This is a genomic window from Pseudenhygromyxa sp. WMMC2535 (assembly GCF_011083025.2).
In genome coordinates this window covers 1-18,394 of the sequence record NZ_JABJWV010000010.1, presented here as the reverse complement: position 1 = coordinate 18,394, position 18,394 = coordinate 1, and the positions used below count along the sequence as shown (strand labels likewise).

Here is an 18,394-nt window from a genome sequence, read left to right as displayed (position 1 = left end):
AGCTCTCCCAGCACCACGAAGATGACCAACTCCGACGCCAAGCCCAAGCTCCGCGCCGTGTTCATGGGCTCCCCCGACTTCGCCCTGCCCTCGCTGCGCGCGGTCCATCAGCGCTGCGAGCTCGTCGCGGTCGTCAGCCAGCCCGATCGCCCCGCCGGCCGCGGGCGCAAGCTCAAGCCCCCGCCGGTCAAGGTCCTCGCCGAGTCCCTCGGCGTGCCGGTGCTCCAGCCCACCAAGGTCCGCAAGGGCCGGCTGAGTGCCCTGCTCGAGCCCTACGCCCCGGAGATCATCGTGGTCACCGCCTACGGGCGCATCCTCGGCCGCGACGTCCTCGAGCTCCCGGCTCACGGCTGCGTCAACGTCCACGCCTCCTTGCTCCCGCGCTGGCGCGGGGCGGCGCCGATCCAGCGGGCCGTGCTCGCCGGCGACGCCGAGTCCGGCGTGGCGATCATGCGCATGGACATCGGCTGCGACACCGGCCCGGTCTACCGCATGCGGGCCACGCCGATCGGCCCCGAGGAGACCGCCGGTGCGCTCTTCGAGCGCCTCGCCGAGCTCGGCGGCGAGGTCCTCGGCGAATTCCTGGCCGAGTTCCCCGACGTCCCCCCGCCCGTGGATCAGGCCGAGCTCGAGGGCGAGGTCGTCCACGCCGCCAAGCTCGAGAAGGCCGAGGGCGAGGTCGACTGGTCGCGCCCGGCCCGGGCCGTGATCGATCACGTGCGCGGCATGGATCCCTGGCCGGCGGCCTGGACCAGCCGCGGGGATCAACGGCTCAAGCTCTACGCCGCCGGGAGCAGCGAGCGGGCCCGACCCGCCGACGCGCGCCCCGGTCAGGTGCTCGAGGTCGACGCCGCGGGCATGCACGTGTGCGCCGGCGATGCGGTGGTCCGGGTCGGCGAGGTCCAGGCCCCGGGCAAGCGGCGCATGGCCGCCCGCGACTACGCCTCCGGCCAGCCCTTCGCCGCGGGCGACCTGCTCGGCGCGAGCTGAGCCCCACACGCGCCAGGCCCCGCCTGACGCTCGCGGCCTGCCTCGCTCAGGTTGCGCCCAGAGCCCCACCCAGCGCCCCACCCAGCGCCCCACGCAGCTGGCTGGTCTCGGCGACGAGCTTCCCGTCGCGAGACTCGCAGGCCAGCGCCACCATGGCCTGGGCGAGCTCGGCCCCGGTCAGCGAGCGGTAGCGGTCCGCGAACTCGCCCGCGCCCACCCGCGCGATCAACCCGAGCAGCGCGTCGCTGACCTTCGCCGCGACGCGCTCCGCGGGCCGCCGCTCTTCACGGTCGTCGCCCGTCACGAAGGCCGGGCGCGCGATCACGTAGGGCAGCTCGCTGCCACGGACCGCGGCCTCGACCCGCTTGCGCACGTCCATGTATGCGTTGACCGGTCGCCCGTCCGCGCCCATGGCCGAGAGATAGACGAAGCGCGGCTTGCTGCCGCAGGCCACGGCGGCCTCGAGCAACATCACCGACAGGCCGTAGTCGACGCTCTCGTAGTCATCGACCACGGCCGAGCCCGAGCCACGCTTGCCGCGGGCCTTGGTCGTGCCCAGCAGCGCATGGACGCCGCCGGGCTGGAGCGCCTCGAGGGTCGCCTTCATGTCCGCGAGCGACCACGCCGTCGTGTCGACTCGAGCCCCCAACGCTTCGAAGTGCCGCGTCCAGTGCTCGAGGCGGCGACTGTCTGGACGCACGTGCGCGACGGTCTCGAGCCCTCGCTCGACGCAAACACGAACGACCTCGCGCCCGGTGTAACCGGTCGCGCCTGCGATGAACACGGGGCCGGGTCCGGGCACGGCGACACGGTAGCAACGATGTCTGTCGTGGTCACCAGCCTCACTTCGGGGCTACACTGCGGCGATGCCTGGGGATATGTGGCAAGCCGCCGACTTTCGGCTGCACAAACCCCTGGCCCGGCGGTGGGCGGTGTCAGGCTTGCTCCTGTCGGTCGGTGCACCCACCGGGCTGTGGCTGTGGATGCAGGTATTCGCCCCAGACACCCCGCCAGAGATCACCCACATCGCCATGGCTTACTCGGGCAGCGCGACGGCCGTGGTCTTCGTGATCTTCGGATGGTTCGCCGGCCGGCTGATGGACCGGCTCCGGGCCGCCGTCGTGCGCGATGGGCTCACTTCCCTCTTCAACCGCCGCTTCTTGCGGGAGTCGCTCCCGCGCATGCAGGCCGAGGCCCAGCGCGCCCGCCAGCCTCTGTGCGCGCTCATGCTCGACCTCGATCACTTCAAGCGGGTCAACGACCAGCACGGACACCTGGTCGGCGACCAGACCCTGCGAGCCGTGGCCGAGGCCTTGCAACAGCACAGCCGCGACGCCGACCTCGTGTCGCGCTACGGCGGTGAAGAGTTCGCGGTGCTCTGCCCCAAGACCGACGCTGACACGGGACGTCAGGTCGCCGAGCGCCTGCGCGCCGCCATCGAAGCCCTCGGCCCCGAGGCCCTCGGGCACCCCGGGCCCCAGACCGTCTCCGTCGGCGTCGCCGTCCAGTCGCCAGGCAACCGCCTCGCCCCCGAGACCCTCCTGGAGCACGCCGACCTCGCGCTCTATCAGTCCAAACGCACAGGTCGAAATCGCGCGTCGGTCTGGGTCGACGGCGAGCCCGCGACGAGCCCGACCTAGGAGCCCGTGGTGGAACCCAGCGCGGCTCCTGGCGCCGGGTTTTTCGTCGAGGGCGCGAAGCCAAAACGCCGCTGTACCGGGCGTACTGCCAGTTTTGGCGACAAAGCCCTCGGCGAAAAGACCAAGCCAGGTGTCGTGTTGGGTTTCACCACGGGCTCCTAGCAGAGCTCGAGCAGCGCGCCCGGCCGACACAGCAGCGCGCGGACCGGGGCCGCCTCGACGCCACGCAGGGGCAGAGGTGAGGTCAACAGCACCCACTCGCCAGCGCAGTCTTCCACGCCGCTCAGGTCGAGGGCGACCAGCGTCGGCACGCCCGCGGCGGCGAGGACCCGATGCGCCCGCAGCTCGAGGTCGTCCGCGGCGTCGAGGCTGTAGTGATCGAAGCCCACGCTGCGCGGCCGCGCCTGGGCGAGGATCTCCGCCGCCTCCGGGCTCAGCGTGACCAGCTTCGAGAAGTCTCCGGCCACCAGACGCGCGGCGTTTTGCGTGGCGATCAACAGGTGCAGCCCGGGCGCGAGCGCTCGCCCGCCGAGGGCCGCCTGGATCCGCGCCGCCGAGATCTGGGCGCCCGCGGGGACGTCTCGCAGATCCAAGACCCGCGCCGGACCGCAAAAATAGCCCGGGCCGTAGGCGTCGAGGCTCGCCCCCTCGGCCAGAAAGTGCGCCGGGCAGTCGACGTGCGTGCCCACGTGACAGTCGAGCTCGAGGCGGGTCACGGTCAACGGATCCCCGCGCGAGATCTCGGCGACGCGGCGCAGCCGGGGCCGCGGATCTCCGGGGAAGACCGGCGTGTGCTCGGTCAGCGCGAGGCTCAGATCGATCACGCGCAGGTCCTCGCGACCTCGGCCTGCTCGGCGAGCAGCGCCCGCTTGCCCGCCGCGCTCATGAAGCTGTGCTCGACCGCCGCCGCGGCCACGGCCAGGACCTGCGCGCGGTCCCAGGCGAAGCTCGCCGCGCAGCGCCGATACTCCTCGACCAAGGTCGTGCCGAAGAGCGGCGGGTCGTCGCTGTTGATCGACAGCGGGAGCCCGGCCGCGAGCAGGCGCGGGAGCGGATGCTCGGCCAGGCTCGGGTAGAAGCCCAGGACCACGTTGCTGGTCGGGCACAGCTCGAGGGGGATCCCGCGCTCGCGCAGCGTGGCCATGAGCGCGGGGTCTTCGACGCAGCGCACCCCGTGGCCGATGCGCTCGGCCCCGAGCAGCTCGAGGTTGGCGCGGATGCTCTCGGGCCCGTCTTGCTCGCCGGCATGGGGGACGCTGTGCAGGCCCTCGGCCTTGGCCCGGGCGAACACCGGCGCCATCGCGTCCACCGGCCAGCGCGGACCCTCGGGACCGCCGACGCCCAGCGAGATCACGCCCTGCTCGCGCCCACGCACGGCCAGGTCGAGGGTCGGCGCGGCCTGATCCGGGAAGCTGCGGACCACGTCGAAGACCCAGGCGATCTCGACGCCATGCTCCGCGCGAGCGCGTTGGCGCCCCTCGGCCAGGCCCGCGAGCATCGCGTCCGCATCGACGCCCCGGGCGACGTGGGTCATCGGCGTGAAGGTGAGCTCCGCCCAGCGCACCTGCTGCGCCCCGAGCCGCGCCGCCACGCCCACGACCGCGTCGCAGAAGTCCTCGGGCCGCTCGAGGCAGCGCGAGAGCGCGACGTAGAGCGCGATGAAGTCGGTGAAGCGGCGGAAGCGATAGGCCTCGCGCAGACCCTCGACGCCGCCCTCGGCCCCGGGCAGCGTCACGCCGCGACGCGCCGCGAGGCGCAGGGCGAGCTCCGGCACGATGCTGCCCTCGAGGTGCACGTGCAGCTCCGCCTTGGGCAGCGCGTGGATCAGTCGGTCGAGGCCGGGCTCGAGCTCGAGGGCTGCGTCGCTCACCAGCGCACGGTATCAGCTCGCGGCCACCGTGGCGCCCGCGTCGGCGCGCTGGACAAGACCGCCCCCAAACCGCCATTCTCGTCATGAAATGGGCGGATCCGTGCAAGAAGAGCAGCCACGCAGCGCGACGCCGGAGCCCGGCGTGACGCCGATCCCCTTCATCTGGGCGCTGGTCCCCGTGCTCGCGCTCATCGGTCTGCTCTTCGTGACCATCGTCGTGCTCGACGGCTCGGGTCACATCCCGCTGATCCTCGGCGCCTGCGTGGCCGGGCTCGTCGCCTGGGCCCACGGCTACGAGTGGGAGGCGCTCCAGGCCGGGATCCTCAAGGCCATCGGCCTGGCCATGGGGGCGATCTTGATTTTGCTAATCATCGGCATGCTCATGGGCACGTGGTTGGCCGCCGGCATCGTGCCCGCGCTGATCGCCTGGGGCCTCGAGCTGCTCTCGCCGCAGTGGTTCCTGCCGGCGAGCTGCGCGGTGTGCTCGATCGTCAGCCTGGTCTCGGGCTCGTCGTGGTCGACGGCGGGGACCGTGGGCCTGGCGCTGATCGGCGTCGGCGAGGCCATGGGCATCGACCCGGCGATGACCGCCGGCGCGGTGATCAGCGGGGCCTACTTTGGCGACAAGCTCTCGCCGATGTCCGACACCACCAACCTCGCCCCCGCCATGGCCGGGACCGAGCTCTTCGTGCACATCCGCCACATGCTGTGGACCACGGGGCCCGCGTGGGTGATCGCGATGCTCGCCTACACCCTGATCGGCCTCGGCCTCGAGGGCAGCGCCAGCGCCGAGTCGGTAGCCGAGATCACCACGCTGATCGACGAGACCTTCGACCCCGGGCTGATCCACCTCGCCGTCCCGGCCGTCGTCGCGCTGATGGTCGCCTACAAATTTCCGGCCCTGCCCACGCTGTTGACCGGCGCGCTGCTCGGGGGCGTGATGGCCTGGATCATGGGGGCCAGCGCCGCCGACGTGCTCGGCGCGGCCATGAACGGCTACCAGCCCGACACCGGCTCGGCCGCCGTCGACGAGCTGCTCGCGCGCGGGGGCATGAACAGCATGGCGGGTACGGTGTTACTCGTGCTCTGCGCGATGTCCTTTGGGGGCATTATGGAACACACCGGGCAGCTTCGCGCGCTGGCGAGCAAGACCCTGGCCGCGGCCAAGAGCACCGGCTCGCTGATCGCCGCCACGATCCTCACGGCGATCGGCATCAACGTGCTCGCCGCGGATCAGTACCTCGCCGTCGTCGTCCCCGGGCGCATGTACGCCCACGAGTACGCCGCGCGCGGGCTACACCCCAAGAACCTCTCGCGCGCCCTCGAGGACGGCGGCACGATCACCTCGCCGCTGATCCCCTGGAACACCTGCGGCGCGTTCATGAGCAGCACCTTGGGCGTCGCGACCTTGGCCTACCTGCCGTGGTGCTTCCTCAACCTGCTCAACCCGATCATCGGTGTGTTGCTCGGCTTCACGGGCTGGACGATCGCGTCCACGCCGATCTCCGGTCAGGGTGCGGGTGAGGACGAGGCAAAAACACCCGGGGCCGAATGACCCATCACACCGTGACGTGAGCGGTAGGTTTTCGACGTTCTCGCAATTGAGCGCGCAGATTTTAATCACGACCACATTTGATACGGCACCGAGTCACTTCCACGCTAACCTTCGAGTGATGGAGATGCGTCATGCCGTTGTCACTGCCCTCGCCCTCCTGCCCCTCTCCGGCTGCCCGACCACCTGGAACTGTGATCCGCCAGAGGAAGACTTCGACCTCGACGAAGAGGTGAGCGCCGAAGAGCTCGACGAGCTGATCGCCTCCCTGATCGAGGGCGGCGACACGGAGCAGACCAGCCGAGACACGATCCGCTGCGAGACCGTCTGTGAGTCGGTCTACGCCGAGCTTCGTGGCTGGAGGGCCTTCGAGGTCGAGCGCTGCACCCTGACCCTGCCCGAAGAGGGCGCGGACGGTCAGGACACCGACACCACCAGCGAGCCAGGGCGAGTCGTCTGCGAGGGCGTCGGCATCGAGTACTACTGCAAGGGCCGTCGACCCCTCGGTCACGTCGAGGGCGGAGACCCCGACTGCGTGGACGCCCTCGGCGAGAGCCTCGCGGCCATGGCCTACCTCGAGGCGGCCTCGATCCACGCCTTCGAGGAGCTCGCGGCCCAGCTCGAGTCATGGGACGCGCCAGACGAGCTCATCGCGCGCTGCCGCGCCGCGGCCGAGGACGAGCGCAACCACGCCCGCTGGATCCACGCCCTCGCCGAGCTGCGTGGGGCACGAGTCCCCACGCCCACCACCACCCCCCGGGCGCAGCCCACCTTGGTCGAGGTCGCCACGCACAACGCCGTCGAGGGCTGCGTGCACGAGTCCTTCTCTGCCCTGCTCACGGCCAGCTTCGCCCGCCAGGCTCAACACCGCGCGCTGCGTCGGGTGTTCGCCCGCCTCGCCGCCGACGAGCTGCGCCACGGTCAGCTCGCCTGGGATCTGCACGAGTGGCTGCGCGAGCAGCTCGACGAGGACGAGCGCGCGCACGTGGACGCGGCCCAGCGCGACGCCATCGCCAAGCTGCGCGAGCGCGGCAGCGCGCTGGCGTGTGTGCCCGAGCCCCTCGGTCCGCCCGCCCCCAGCATCGCCGAGACCATGACTCAGGTGTTCGCCGACGCCCTGCTCGAGGCGGCCGAGCTCGCGCCCCGGCGCTCGCACTTCGACTCGCTCTTCGCCTCGCCGAGCAGCCCGCCGCCGCCTGTGTTTCAGCCCTTTCGGGTGTTCCACCCTCACCAGCCGCGGATGTCTTGAGCGCGGATCTCGTGCGCGTGGCTGGGCGAACAAACCGGCTTGCGAGGGCGCTCGGCCTGTGCACGCTCGCGTGCGCCCTCGCCTGCTCGGCCCAGCGCGACCGGGGCCAGGCCGAGGCGCCCGCCGAGGCCGCGCCAGGCGAGCTGGCCTGGTCGGCCTGGGACCCCGCGAGCTTCGAGCGAGCTGCCGACGAGGATCGCCTGATCCTCATCAACGTCGTCGCGCAGTGGTGCCACTGGTGCCACGTCATGGAGACCACCACCTACCGCGACCCCGAGGTTCAGGCGCTCTTGCGCGCGCACTTCGTGATCATCCGCGTCGACTCGGACGCGCGCCCGGATCTGCTCGAGCGCTACCGTCGCTGGGGCTGGCCGGCGACCGCGATCCTCTCGCCCGCGGCCGAGCCGGCCATCAACCTCCGTGGCTACCGCGAGCCCGAGCGATTCGCCGCGCTCTTGCGCACCCTGGTCGCGGAGCACGAGGCCGGAGAGCTGCGTCGCTTTGATGAGAATGGGGATCAAAATGGGGACGAGCCCGCGTCCATCGAAGACCAGGACCTCGAGTCGCTGCGCCTTCGCGTGGCCGCCAACCTCGACGGCCTCTTCGACCCCGAGGGCCTCGGCTGGGGTCGCAAGCAGAAGTACCCCTGGCCCGGGCCCATCGACTACGCCCTGCTGCGCGCGCGCCTGCGCCCAGACCAGCCCGATGAAGCGCGCTGGCGCGAGCGCGCCCTGGCCACCCTCGCGGCCGAGCGCGCGCTGATCGACCCCGTGTGGGGCGGCATGTATCAGTACTCCCTGCGCGGGGTCTGGGATCGCCCCCACTTCGAGAAGATCGCCATGGTCCAGGCCGGCGGCGTGGAGAACTACGCCCACGCCGCCATGGTCACCGGCGACCCACGCTGGCTCGCCGACGCCCGCGAGCTCACCCGCTACCTGCTCGAGCGCATGCAAGACCCCCGAGGCGGGTTCTACTCGAGCCAGGACGCCGACCTCCGCCGCCACGACGGCGAGGACATCCACGGCGATGAATTCTACGCCCTCGACGACGCCAGCCGCCGGGCCCTGGGCCAGCCGCGGATCGACACCGCGATCTATGCCGACCTCAACGGGCTGATCATCCACGCGCTCACCGAGCTCGACCGCGCCGCGCCCGACGAGGACCTGCGAGCCGCGGCCGTCCGCGCTGGCGAGCGCCTGCTCGCTACCCACCGCACCCCCGCGGGCGCCTTCACCCACGCAGATGTTGGCGCAGATGTTGGCGCAGACGCGGGCGCGCCGGTCGACGACGCCCAGCTACACCTGGGGGATCAGAGCGCGGTCGGGCTCGCCCTGCTCGGCCTACACCGCGTGACCGGCGAGGCGCGCTGGCTCGACGCCGCCCGCGAGCTCGCCGCGGCCATGGTCGACGTGCTCGCGGCCGCCGACGGTGGCTTCTACGCCCACGGCGAAGATCCCCAGGCCATCGGCGTGTTCGCTCAGCGCCGCAAGCCCCTGCCCGAGAACGCCCGCGCCGCCCGCTTCTTGATCGAGCTGGCGGCGCTCGACGCTCGGGCGGACGAGCAGCCCTCCCCCTGGCTCGACCTCGCCCGCGCGACCTTGCTCGCCCTGGGCCCCGAGCACCTCGCCGCGCGCAGCAAGCTCGTCGGCGACTACCTGATCGCCCTCGAGCAGCTCGCAGGCCCGCGCTTCGACCTCAGCGTCGTCGGCGAGGCCGATGATCCGCGCACCGACGCGCTGTGGCGGGCCGCGCTGGGGATCTACGAGCCGCGCGCCACCGTCGAGCGCAGCTCGCCGGGCGTCCGCTACCCCGACACGGGGGCGCCCGCCGTCTACCTATGTAGCGATCGCGCGTGCTCGCGACCGCTGCGCGACCCGGACACCCTCGCCGCCGAGGCCGAGGCATTCTTCTCCTCGCCTTGAGCCCGCGCCCGCTCGCCGCCCAACACTACATTTGCGCAATTCACGCAAATTGTCTCGACTCTGAACTCACCCGCAAACGACCCCCTGGTCGCGAGTCTGACAGCCCCTCGCGCGCCCGCGCCCACATCCATATTTATCCGCAGTTCGGCTGTCCGAGTATGCGAAATGACGTCGAACACATGTGGGCCATCGGTCGTTGGAGCAGTGATCCATTTGGCACTGCTCGCGATTCGAAATGTTCGAATCCAGCCATTGGCGACCAAGTCCGCTTGGACTAGGCTGGCCAAGAGGACGAAGCTTGTTCATCAAAGGCACCATCTACGCTGGTCGGCGGACGCTCATCCGTGAGCGTTTCGGTGAGGAGGCCTGGGAGCGCTTCGAGGCGACGCTGCGAGAGCGGCAGCCTTCGCTGCGCCGACTGATCACCCCGACGAGCCTGCTGGAATTCGACGACTACGTCGGCCTCCAGGCCCTGCTGCTCGAGATGTTCTACGAGGGCAACGAGCGCGCCTACTGGACCTTGGGCTATCAGTCCGCCGACTGGGCGCTGACCGAGGGCCCCTACGCGCACTTGCTCGACAGCGCGCGGCGTGGCCAGGTCAAGCTCCAGCCCCTGACCACGCGGCTGTGGCGGGTCTACAGCGACGAGGGCCAGTTCACGACCGAGGAGACCGAGAACGGCTTCGTGGTCGCGATCGAGGGCCCCTCGCGCTGGCATATCTCCCTCGAGTACTCGGCCATGGGCTACGTCCACAGGCTCTTCGAGCTGATCACGGATCGCCGCCTCGATCCCCAGCGGATCGAGGGCGCAGCCGACAACAAGCTCGGCTGCCGCTACCGCTTCGAATTCATGGACCGCTGAGCGGCCGCGCGCGGGCGCTCAGACCCCGGGGCCGCAGTCCAGGGCGTGGGGCTTGGCGACCAGCTTGAGCTTGCGCGCCAGCCTCTGGATCGCCGTGCGCAGCCCCTCCTCGAGCACCGGGTGGTAGTAGGGCAAGGCCAGCGCCCGCTGAGCGGTGACCTTCTCCTCGATCGCCCAGGCCAGCAGGTGAGCGAGGTGCTCGACCTGCGGCCCGACGAGCTCGGCCGCGATCAGCGTCCCGCACTTGTGCGACGCGTAGATCCTCGCCCGCCCGCAGTTCTTGGCCATGACCCGGGCCCGGCCCTGGTTGCCGAAGCTGACCTCGCCGGCCTCCCACCACTCGCCCTCGCCCTCCTCGGGGATCTCGCCGACGACCGCGACCTGGGGATCGCAAAACAGCACGCCCAGCGAGACGTAGCGCGGCTGCGCACGGACGTCGGGCCAGCGCCCCGCGTTGATGCCCGCGATCCGCCCCTCGGCAGCGGCCTCGTGGAGCAGCGGCCGCGTGCCGGTGACGTCGCCGGCCATGAAGATCGGGTGCTCGCCGATCTGCCCGGTGCGCTCGTCGAGGCCGAGCGGCGCGCCGCGATCGTCGAGCTCGATCCCCGCCTCGGCGAGCTGCAGGCGCTCGAGCTGCGGCCGGCGACCCGTAGCCGCGAGCACGTACTCGAACTCGTCGCTGTGCGCGTTGCCCTCGGCGTCGGTCCAGCTCAGGCGCACCCCCGCGCCGCCGCCCTCGAGCTCGATCCGCTCGCCGGCGATGTCCTCGACGCCCAAGTCGAGATCCAGGCGCGCCTCGAAGCACCTGCGGACCTCGGCCTGCATCGGCTCGCTCTTGACCAGGGGCATGCGCGTCGCAACGTCGAAGACCCGCGTGCGCGCGCCCAGCCGGGCCATGGCCTGGCCGAGCTCGAGGCCGATCACCCCCGTGCCGACCACGGCCAGCGAGCGCGGGATGGTTGCGAGCTCGAAGATGTTCTCGTTGCTCAGCAGGCGATCACCGAGGTCGCGCAGCGGCGGCGGCACCCAGGGCGCCGAGCCGGCCGCGATGACGATCACCTCGGCGTCGACGTGGGTCTCGCCCTCGCCGTCGAGGCCCTCGACGACCAGGCTCTTCGGCCCGACGAAGCGCGCCCAGCCGCGCAGCTTCTGATCCTCGGGCAGCGCCTCGGTCGACTCGACAACGCCGCCAGCGAAGTGATCGCGCTCGCGGCGGACCCGGGCCATCACCGCCTCGCCGTCCACGCGAACCTCGGCCTCGACCCCGAACACCCCCGCCTTTTGCGCCCCGTGGGCCGCCTCTGCCGCGGCGATCAGCAGCTTGGAAGGCATGCAGCCGACGCGCGCGCAGGTCGTGCCATAGGGGCCGCCCTCGATCAGCAACACCCGCTTGGCGCCGTTGGCGAGGGCCTGGCGGCGCGCCACCAGGCCCGCCGAGCCCGCCCCGATGATTGCGACATCGACCTCGCGCTTCGTTTCGATCATTGTTCAAGCCTACGTCCATGCGGCGAGAAAAGATACGCCGCGCGCCCGCGGGGCTGGCCTCTCGCCGACGAGCGGTTATGCTCGCGGCCCTCCATGTCCGTCCGCGAGCTCGTCGTCCTCGGTACCGCTAGCCAGGTACCCACGCGCTACCGAAACCACAACGGCTACCTGCTGCGCTGGGATGGCGAGGGCCTGCTCTTCGATCCCGGCGAAGGGACCCAGCGCCAGCTGATCCACGCCGGCGTGTCGTCCACGGACATCACCAAGATCTGCATCACGCACTTCCACGGCGACCACTGCCTGGGCCTCGCAGGGATCTCCCAGCTGCTCTCCCTCGACGGCTGCCCCCACCCCGTCAACGTCTACTACCCGGCCTCCGGCGACAAGTACTACCGCCGCCTGCGGCGGGCCTCGATCTACCACGACCGCGCCGAGGTCCACAGCAACCCGATCCGCGAGCCCGGCGAGATCTGGCGCCACGAGCAGGCCGGGCGCGGCGTCAGCTTGCGCGTGCTCCCGCTCAGCCACGGCGTGCCCACCTACGGCTACCGCCTCGAGGAGCACGCCGGCTGGACCATGCAGCCCGAGAAGCTGCGCGAGGCCGGGCTGCGCGGGCCGATCATCAAGCAGCTGCAGATCGACGGCCAGGTCGAGATCGAGGGCCGCGTCGTCACCCTCGACGACGTCGCCCTGCCCCGCCGCGGCCAGGTCGTCGCCTTCGTCATGGACACGCGGCTGTGCCAAAACGCCTTCGAGCTCGCCGCCGGGGCCGACATGCTGATCTGCGAGTCCACCTACCTCGACGAGGACATCCAGCGGGCCAAGGACAACGGCCACCTGACCGCGCGCCAGGCCGGTGAGATCGCCGCCCAAGCTGGCGCCCGACTGCTCGTCCTGACCCACTTCTCGCGGCGCTACGATCGCACGGCGCCCTTCTTGGAGCAGGCCCGCGAGGTCTTCGACGGCGAGGTCGTCGCCGCGCGCGACTTCGACGTGCTCCCCGTGCCCAAGCGCCTGCGCCCCGACTGAATCCACAGGCTGAGCCAACACACCGGGGGTCTCGGCCTCAGAGCTGATCCGCCGGCGCCACGCCGAACAGCCAGTCGGCCGCGGCCCGCGGCTCGTGACAGCTCACGCAGTAGCCGACCACGCCGGCGTCGCTGATGTTGCCCTCGAGGTCGGCGTTGCCCCACCACCAGTCGTCGTGTTCCGGGTCGTAGCCGGCCTCGGCCTTGACCATGATCGTCACGCCCACGGCCTCGCCCATGTCGTCGAGGTGCTCCTTGACGATCATCGCCCCCGCAGGGAAGTCCGCCGTCGCCTCGGCATCGTCGGGATCGATGGCCCGGTAGGCGTCGGCGTACTGCGCGGGCACCCAGACGTTCACGCTGGCCGCGAGGCCGTGCTGGCTGGCGAAAGGGGCCGCGTTGATGCGCTCGAAGTCCGGGTAGCCGAGGGCCTGGTCGACCAAGGCGGCGGCGTCGGGCTCCCCCGGCTCGCCGCCGCTCTCGTCGACGCCTTCATCCGCGCTCCCGCCCTCGCCCTCATCCCCATCCCTGGCCCCCTCCCCAACGCAAGCGCCCGCAGCCAGGCACAGGCACAGCGCCACGATCGAGGCGGGAGAGCGTGGACAGACGAAGCACGCGAGTGAAGAGCGCATGGCAGCCCAACTCCCGGGCGCCCGCGAGTGTTACGCGCGCGTCGCCTCGGCGCCCCGCCGCCCCCCCAGAGAATGGCCATTCACGCGGGGAGACAGAGTGACGGGAGGGTTCCAGCGGGGGATCGTCATGCGTGGCCTCGTGCGAGGCCTACGGGATCACGACCGCCAGACGTTGTCGAACCGCGCCGCTCAGCGCGAGGGGGCGGCTAGTAGAGCGCGGCGGCGCCTCGGTGATCCGGGAGCCCCTGCCGCGGCTTGTTGAGCCGGTAGGCCCCCTGGTCGATCCAGCGCGCGAACAGGCAGGCGTAGTCGTCGGCGTCGAGCTCGGCGCGGCGTTCTTCGAGCAGCGCGCCCGCGCGGGCGAGGGCGGCGCTCGCCTCTGCCAGGCGCTCGTCCGCGCCGGGCTTGGACCAGACGAAGGCCTGGACCAGCGCGAGCTCGATGCGCGCAGCCGGCTCGGCCTGGGCTTCGAGCACGGCGGCTTGCTCGAGCAGGCCGCAGGGATCGGCGCGGCGGCGCAGCGCCAGGTTGACCCGCCCGAGCAGCAGCCAGATCCGCGCGGGGCTCTCGCTCACGGGCGGTCGGTCCCAGGGCTCGAGCAGCTCCTGGCCCAGCGATGTCGGGAGGTCGCTGAAGCGGGTGTGGTACTGGCCCATCCAGCGCACGCGGTCGTCGACCGCGGCGGGCAGGCCGAAGCAGCGCAGCGCTCGCTGGCCCCACACGCCGCCGTCCTTGCTGCCACGCCCGCGTAGGCGCCGGAGCCCGCGCTCGACGCTGGGCAGGTCCTCGCTGAAGCCGCGGCGCTGCGCGAGGTGGGCAGCCGCCGCCGCCAGCGAGCCCCGCTCGGCGACGAGGCGGTCGACGTAGTCCCCCCAGTCAAAGCCGGCGCGAGGGCTGGTTTGTCCTTTTTCTTGTCCGGGCGTGGTCATCGAACGCCATTAGTCTGAAGGGCATGAGAAAAGCAGACAACATGCACGCGCGCGACTATCTCGTGATCGATCTCGAGGCGACCTGTGACGACAAGGGGGCCGTGCCCAAGCGGGAGATGGAGATCATCGAGATCGGCGCCGTGCTCGTGGATGGGGAGATCTTCGAGCCGATCGCCGAGTTCCAGCGCTTCGTTCGGCCGCTGCGTCACCCGAAGCTCACGCCCTTTTGCACGCGGCTGACCTCGATCACCCAGGCCGAGGTCGACGCGGCGCAGACCTTTCCGGCGGTGCTCACCGAGCTGCGCGAGTTCATGGCCGGAAGTGAGGCCGTGTTTGCCTCGTGGGGCAAGTACGACCACATGCAGTTCCGCCAAGACGCGGCCTTTCACGGGGTGAAGCTGCCCTTTCGCGGTCAGCACCTCAACATCAAGGAGGCCTTCAGCGCGGCCGTGGGCACCACGAAGCGCTTTGGCATGGCCGGGGCCCTGCGCCGCTTGGGCTTGCCGCTCGAGGGGACGCATCACCGGGGCATCGACGACGCCCGCAACATCGCGCGGATCTTGCCCTACGCCGTGGGCGCGCAGGTGATCCCCGGCTGAGCACTCACTTGGCGAGGAAATACTGACAGCTGTTGTTCGTCGGCCCGCCGGGGCAGTCGTAGTGACAGGCCCACGACTCGAAGGTGATCGGGCACTCCTTGGGGTTCCAGGTCATGGTCGGCTGATCGTAGAACCACGCCGAGAACACCCCCGTGCCGTTGCCAGCGTAGTCCACGGTCCACTCGGCCAAGCCGCCCCAGTCGACGCTGTCGACTTCGACCATGGTGCAGCTCTGGGTCCCGCTGATGTCCCAGTCGCAGATGCCATCGCGGTCCCAGTACAAGCTCTCGAACTGGTGAAAGTCGACCACGCGGTTGCCGTCGGCGTCGCCGCTGAGCTGTTGGTCGTAGCCCCACCAGTCGAACTCGTCCTCGCCGGGGTGGTCGTAGATGAAGTTCTCTGCGACGAGCCCCTCGGGCGTGCGCGTGCCGGTGGCGTTCTCGGGGGAGGTCGCGTTGGTGAACAGCTCGGGCATCTGGCCCTCGGTGTAGACGAAGTTCTCGCCGAATTCGCCGGCCAGCACGTACTCGAATTGGGCCGCGTCCGTGGTCGTTCGCGTCAGGCTGCATCCGGTGCGCGTGGTCACCACGCTCTCGACGATCTCGGCGTCGAGGATGTCGAGGGTCGTGGACGTGTAGCTCGAGCTCTCGTCCCCCTGCTCGTCGATGGTGCCCTGACCGACCACGGTGGTCGAGACCCGCCAGTGCGCCGGGTCGTAGCTCACGGTCCACTCGAAGGCGCCGGTCTCGAGGTCGTAGCTGCCCTCGATACCGGTGATCTCGGCGCCCACGGGATCGTAGCTCCAGGCACAGCTGTTGTTCGCGCACTCGGCGTGGGTGAGGTGAAAGGACAGGCCCGCCGGGATCTGGACGGCCTCGGCGCAGGACAGCTCGGGGAGCTCGAGCACCAGCCCACCATCCGTGGTGTCGGTCTCCGTGTCAGTCTCCGAGGCGGCGTCGGTCTCCGTGTCGGTCGAGTCGCCGTCCGTCGAGTCGCCCGCCGTCGTCTCGCCCTCCGTCGCGTCACCATCGGTCGAGTCCGTGGAGTCCGTCGAGTCCGTCGAGTCGCCCGCCGTCGTCTCGCCCGCCGTCGTGTCGTCTGCGCTGTCGAGGCCGTCCGTATCCGGGCCGCCCGTGCCCATGTCACCGGCCGTCTCCGTCGCCCCGTTCTCATCGGCGCCCGCGTCTCCTTCGTCATCTTCTTGCGGACATCCGGCCAGACACACCATGACACCGCATGCGAGTGTCATGACATATGAGGTGTTCCGCTGGGAGAAACTCGCGCCCCGATCGTCACTTGTCATTCATTAGTGTATGTCTGCACTCACCACCCCCGTCAAGCGTGCATTCCGGCATATGCTCATGTCATCGATTGACGAGTTTGCCTCGCATGATTCGGATGAGGGCATCAGCGCCATCTCCGTGAATATGGCGACACCCAGATACAGTTGGGGCCGCGCGCCCGGATGACGCCGCGTTCACGGACATCGGGCGCCGACGCCTGCCTGCTCGCCCCTCAGAGCACGGACGAGAGCTGCGCGCGCACCAGCTGCGGGTCTTCGAGCATGATGTAGTGCCCCGCCTGCTCGGTCACGACATGCTCGAAGTCGCTGATCCCCTCGCCCAGGCGCTCGTGCGCCTCGAACCACAGCTGGCGATCTTCGGCGTCGTGGTCGGCGTCGATCTTCATGCTCGTCAAGACGATCACGGGGACATCGGGCAAGCCCGGGAGCCCCTCGAAGTGGGCAGAGTCCTCGATCAGCTGGCGAGCCTCGGCCGTGGCGCCATCGTCCGGCCCATAGGCAGCCGAGAACGTCTCGACGATCATGTCCTCCTCGGCCTGCGTCGGCTGATTGTAGCTTTCGTGCGCACTATCGACGAAGACCATCGCCGCGACCGCCTCGGGGTGCTCGAGCGCATAGTCTCGAATGATCATCCCGCCGAGCGAGTGCGCCACGAGCACCACCTCGCGCCCCTCGCCGAGCGCGTCGATCACCTGCCCGAGATCGGCGGAGAGGTGGGGGATGTCGCGGGGCTCCGGCCAGCTGGGCTCCACCGCGGACTGTTAGCGAGCCTCGCCGAAGAATCCAGCTCCCGGGCGAGGGCGAAGGACGCTGGAATTGCGCCCAGGCAGGTCTCCAGCACAACCAGCCGCGACCGCCCCCCCTTCACACCCTGCCATGGACGAGCTGCTACGCTCCCTGCGATGGACCGCCCCTCACGCCTCGCGTTCGTGTCGTTCACAGCGCTGACCCTGGCCGCGTGTGCTCAGCCCAGCTCGGACGATCCCAGCACGGAGAGCTCGACGACGGCAGCGACCGAGACCGAGACCGAGACCGACGCCGGCGCATCGACCGAGACCGAGACCGGCACCGGCAGCTCGACCGAGACCGACACCTCGACCGACACCGATACGGACACCGGCAGCTCGACCGAGACCGACACCTCGACCGAGTCCGACACCTCGACCGAGTCCGACACCGCCGGGGACCCCTGCCGCCACAACGTCGTGGTCATGGGCTACTGGCCGCCAACCAACGAGATGCTGCGTCAGTGGAGCCAAAACCCCGAGCAAAACCCCGACGGCTGGATGGGTGAGGACTGGCACGGCCACGGCTACGACGTCTATTCGTTCTTTCCCGAGTTCCCCCCGGACGGCGACCCCTCCAACGACAACATCGGTGACCCCGGCGCGGTCGGCTCGGAGGACTCGGACCTCCAGGTCGACTATCAGGACACATCGCTGGATTTTTGGCAGCTCGTCGACGAGTACGAGCCGGTCATCCTGATCACGACGAGCCGCGGCGGGCAGATCGGCTGGGAGATCGAGGCGATCGAGGGCGGCCACGACGGCGGCCTGGGCCCCGCCGAAGACTGGTATCCCGACGGCTACGGAGACGAGGTCCTGCCGACCCAAGACAGCGTCCAGCCGCGCACCTGGGCGGGGATCTCGATGTACCGCCAGGGCGTCCAGCTGCCCTCGCAGCTGCCCATCGACGAGATCCTCGCGGCGACCGATGCCCTCGGCCTGACCAACGTCGAGATCAACGACGAGACCAGCGGCAATTTCCTCTCGGGCTTCCTGGGCCTGCACGGGCTGCTCTACAACCTCGAGGCCGAGCACAACCTGGCCGCGGGCCACATCCACGTGGGCTACGGCCTGCCGACCGACGACGCCCGCGCGCGCTGATCGAAGAGACCCTCGAGACCGTGCTCGAGGTCCACCCCCTGGCTGCGAATAGCGGGCTTCGTCGGGGAGCTCCGCCGGCCGCTCGCTCACTTCGTGAAGTCCACGCCGCGGTGCGTGGGCCAGCTCAGCGCGTACTTCTTCATCACGCCATCGACGACCGCGAACACCTCGTGCGTCCCTTCCTGCGCGGGGATCACCAGCTTGGGCCCGCTGCCCACGGCCTCCCCGTCCAGGAATATCGCGACGTTCTTGGGCGCGACGAAGAGCCAGCACTGGCAGTGAAAGCCGATCTGATCGAGGCTCCCAGGGCCTCGTCGATCTTGATGCCATAGTTGACGTTGTTCGCCGACTGGATGCCCGCGGTCACGATCCCGACCACGCGGCCCTGGCGATTCGAAGATCGGGCCGCCCGAGTTGCCCGGGTGAGCGGGATGTCGGTCTGGAACA

18 protein-coding genes are annotated in these 18,394 nt (G+C 70.4%); 9 read left to right on the top strand and 9 right to left on the bottom strand.

The window, feature by feature from the left end; genetic code table 11:
• The first annotated feature begins 21 nt into the window (after positions 1-21).
• Complete coding sequence (gene fmt, locus G6O69_RS37760) at positions 22-990, top strand: methionyl-tRNA formyltransferase (RefSeq protein ID WP_255215704.1); 969 nt, start codon at positions 22-24, stop codon at positions 988-990.
• Between the two features lie 46 nt (positions 991-1,036).
• On the opposite strand, the gene G6O69_RS37755 is transcribed toward fmt, so the two are convergent.
• Positions 1,037-1,792 (bottom strand): NAD(P)H-binding protein, encoded by a 756-nt coding sequence (locus G6O69_RS37755; protein WP_346017005.1) that lies wholly within the window; start codon positions 1,790-1,792, stop codon positions 1,037-1,039.
• Positions 1,793-1,856: 64 nt separating this feature from the next.
• Here G6O69_RS37755 and G6O69_RS37750 point away from each other — a divergent pair, with 64 nt between their 5' ends.
• Complete coding sequence (locus G6O69_RS37750; protein WP_172302432.1) at positions 1,857-2,630, top strand: GGDEF domain-containing protein; 774 nt, start codon at positions 1,857-1,859, stop codon at positions 2,628-2,630.
• Positions 2,631-2,788: 158 nt separating this feature from the next.
• On the opposite strand, the gene G6O69_RS37745 is transcribed toward G6O69_RS37750, so the two are convergent.
• Both G6O69_RS37745 and add read right to left on the bottom strand, forming a co-directional pair.
• Positions 2,789-3,454 (bottom strand): cyclase family protein, encoded by a 666-nt coding sequence (locus G6O69_RS37745; protein WP_172302470.1) that lies wholly within the window; start codon positions 3,452-3,454, stop codon positions 2,789-2,791.
• A complete protein-coding gene (gene add / locus G6O69_RS37740) occupies positions 3,451-4,500 on the bottom strand; it encodes an adenosine deaminase (protein ID WP_172302471.1) in 1,050 nt (349 codons plus the stop codon). Before add ends, G6O69_RS37745 begins: the two co-directional genes overlap by 4 nt.
• Positions 4,501-4,588: 88 nt before the next feature.
• Here add and nhaC point away from each other — a divergent pair, with 88 nt between their 5' ends.
• The 4 genes from nhaC to G6O69_RS37720 all read left to right on the top strand — a co-directional run bounded on the left by nhaC (position 4,589) and on the right by G6O69_RS37720 (position 10,085).
• Complete coding sequence (nhaC, locus tag G6O69_RS37735) at positions 4,589-6,055, top strand: Na+/H+ antiporter NhaC (protein ID WP_172302472.1); 1,467 nt, start codon at positions 4,589-4,591, stop codon at positions 6,053-6,055.
• Positions 6,056-6,173: 118 nt separating this feature from the next.
• On the top strand, positions 6,174-7,301 hold the full coding sequence (locus tag G6O69_RS37730; protein WP_172302473.1) for a ferritin-like domain-containing protein: 1,128 nt from the start codon (positions 6,174-6,176) through the stop codon (positions 7,299-7,301).
• Positions 7,298-9,223: a DUF255 domain-containing protein gene (locus G6O69_RS37725; protein ID WP_172302474.1), complete on the top strand. Its 1,926-nt coding sequence runs from the start codon at positions 7,298-7,300 to the stop codon at positions 9,221-9,223. Before G6O69_RS37730 ends, G6O69_RS37725 begins: the two co-directional genes overlap by 4 nt.
• A 298-nt stretch (positions 9,224-9,521) precedes the next feature.
• On the top strand, positions 9,522-10,085 hold the full coding sequence (locus tag G6O69_RS37720) for a hypothetical protein (RefSeq protein ID WP_172302475.1): 564 nt from the start codon (positions 9,522-9,524) through the stop codon (positions 10,083-10,085).
• A gap of 18 nt (positions 10,086-10,103) precedes the next feature.
• Here G6O69_RS37720 and G6O69_RS37715 read toward each other — a convergent pair whose 3' ends face one another.
• Positions 10,104-11,570 (bottom strand): dihydrolipoyl dehydrogenase, encoded by a 1,467-nt coding sequence (locus G6O69_RS37715; RefSeq protein WP_172302476.1) that lies wholly within the window; start codon positions 11,568-11,570, stop codon positions 10,104-10,106.
• Between the two features lie 93 nt (positions 11,571-11,663).
• On the opposite strand from G6O69_RS37715, the gene G6O69_RS37710 reads away from it, so the two are divergent.
• Positions 11,664-12,599 (top strand): ribonuclease Z, encoded by a 936-nt coding sequence (locus tag G6O69_RS37710; protein WP_172302477.1) that lies wholly within the window; start codon positions 11,664-11,666, stop codon positions 12,597-12,599.
• A 37-nt stretch (positions 12,600-12,636) separates the two neighbouring features.
• Here the strand turns inward: G6O69_RS37710 and G6O69_RS37705 are convergent, their stop codons facing one another.
• Both G6O69_RS37705 and G6O69_RS37700 read right to left on the bottom strand, forming a co-directional pair.
• Positions 12,637-13,230 carry a cytochrome P460 family protein gene (locus G6O69_RS37705; protein WP_172302478.1) on the bottom strand — a complete coding sequence of 198 codons (594 nt, stop codon included), beginning with the start codon at positions 13,228-13,230 and terminating at the stop codon, positions 12,637-12,639.
• 206 nt (positions 13,231-13,436) lie between these two features.
• Positions 13,437-14,159: a hypothetical protein gene (locus G6O69_RS37700; protein WP_172302479.1), complete on the bottom strand. Its 723-nt coding sequence runs from the start codon at positions 14,157-14,159 to the stop codon at positions 13,437-13,439.
• Positions 14,160-14,182: 23 nt separating this feature from the next.
• On the opposite strand from G6O69_RS37700, the gene G6O69_RS37695 reads away from it, so the two are divergent.
• Positions 14,183-14,758 (top strand): 3'-5' exonuclease, encoded by a 576-nt coding sequence (locus G6O69_RS37695; RefSeq protein ID WP_255215710.1) that lies wholly within the window; start codon positions 14,183-14,185, stop codon positions 14,756-14,758.
• Positions 14,759-14,762: 4 nt separating this feature from the next.
• Here the strand turns inward: G6O69_RS37695 and G6O69_RS37690 are convergent, their stop codons facing one another.
• Both G6O69_RS37690 and G6O69_RS37685 read right to left on the bottom strand, forming a co-directional pair.
• Entirely contained in the window at positions 14,763-16,007 is a 1,245-nt protein-coding gene (locus G6O69_RS37690; protein ID WP_176396649.1) for a hypothetical protein, read from the bottom strand.
• 266 nt (positions 16,008-16,273) lie between these two features.
• Positions 16,274-16,813, bottom strand: a complete 540-nt coding sequence (locus tag G6O69_RS37685; protein ID WP_172302481.1) for an alpha/beta hydrolase — start codon at positions 16,811-16,813, stop codon at positions 16,274-16,276.
• Positions 16,814-16,963: 150 nt separating this feature from the next.
• On the opposite strand from G6O69_RS37685, the gene G6O69_RS37680 reads away from it, so the two are divergent.
• Positions 16,964-17,947 carry a hypothetical protein gene (locus tag G6O69_RS37680; protein ID WP_176397348.1) on the top strand — a complete coding sequence of 328 codons (984 nt, stop codon included), beginning with the start codon at positions 16,964-16,966 and terminating at the stop codon, positions 17,945-17,947.
• A gap of 86 nt (positions 17,948-18,033) precedes the next feature.
• Here G6O69_RS37680 and G6O69_RS37675 read toward each other — a convergent pair.
• Positions 18,034-18,394 (bottom strand): hypothetical protein (locus G6O69_RS37675; protein ID WP_176397347.1); only part of this gene is annotated, 361 nt, incomplete at its 5' end.

Bases quoted from the DNA above. Each gene is read 5' to 3' on its own strand.
- G6O69_RS37680 (WP_176397348.1), top strand. From the start codon at position 16,964: ATGGACCGCCCCTCACGCCTCGCGTTCGTGTCGTTCACAGCGCTGACC.
- G6O69_RS37730 (WP_172302473.1), top strand. From the start codon at position 6,174: ATGGAGATGCGTCATGCCGTTGTCACTGCCCTCGCCCTCCTGCCCCTC.
- G6O69_RS37750 (WP_172302432.1), top strand. From the start codon at position 1,857: ATGCCTGGGGATATGTGGCAAGCCGCCGACTTTCGGCTGCACAAACCC.
- G6O69_RS37705 (WP_172302478.1), bottom strand. From the start codon at position 13,230: ATGCGCTCTTCACTCGCGTGCTTCGTCTGTCCACGCTCTCCCGCCTCG.
- G6O69_RS37695 (WP_255215710.1), top strand. From the start codon at position 14,183: ATGAGAAAAGCAGACAACATGCACGCGCGCGACTATCTCGTGATCGAT.
- G6O69_RS37710 (WP_172302477.1), top strand. From the start codon at position 11,664: ATGTCCGTCCGCGAGCTCGTCGTCCTCGGTACCGCTAGCCAGGTACCC.
- fmt (WP_255215704.1), top strand. From the start codon at position 22: ATGACCAACTCCGACGCCAAGCCCAAGCTCCGCGCCGTGTTCATGGGC.
- G6O69_RS37715 (WP_172302476.1), bottom strand. From the start codon at position 11,570: ATGATCGAAACGAAGCGCGAGGTCGATGTCGCAATCATCGGGGCGGGC.
- nhaC (WP_172302472.1), top strand. From the start codon at position 4,589: ATGGGCGGATCCGTGCAAGAAGAGCAGCCACGCAGCGCGACGCCGGAG.
- G6O69_RS37690 (WP_176396649.1), bottom strand. From the start codon at position 16,007: ATGACACTCGCATGCGGTGTCATGGTGTGTCTGGCCGGATGTCCGCAA.
- G6O69_RS37700 (WP_172302479.1), bottom strand. From the start codon at position 14,159: ATGACCACGCCCGGACAAGAAAAAGGACAAACCAGCCCTCGCGCCGGC.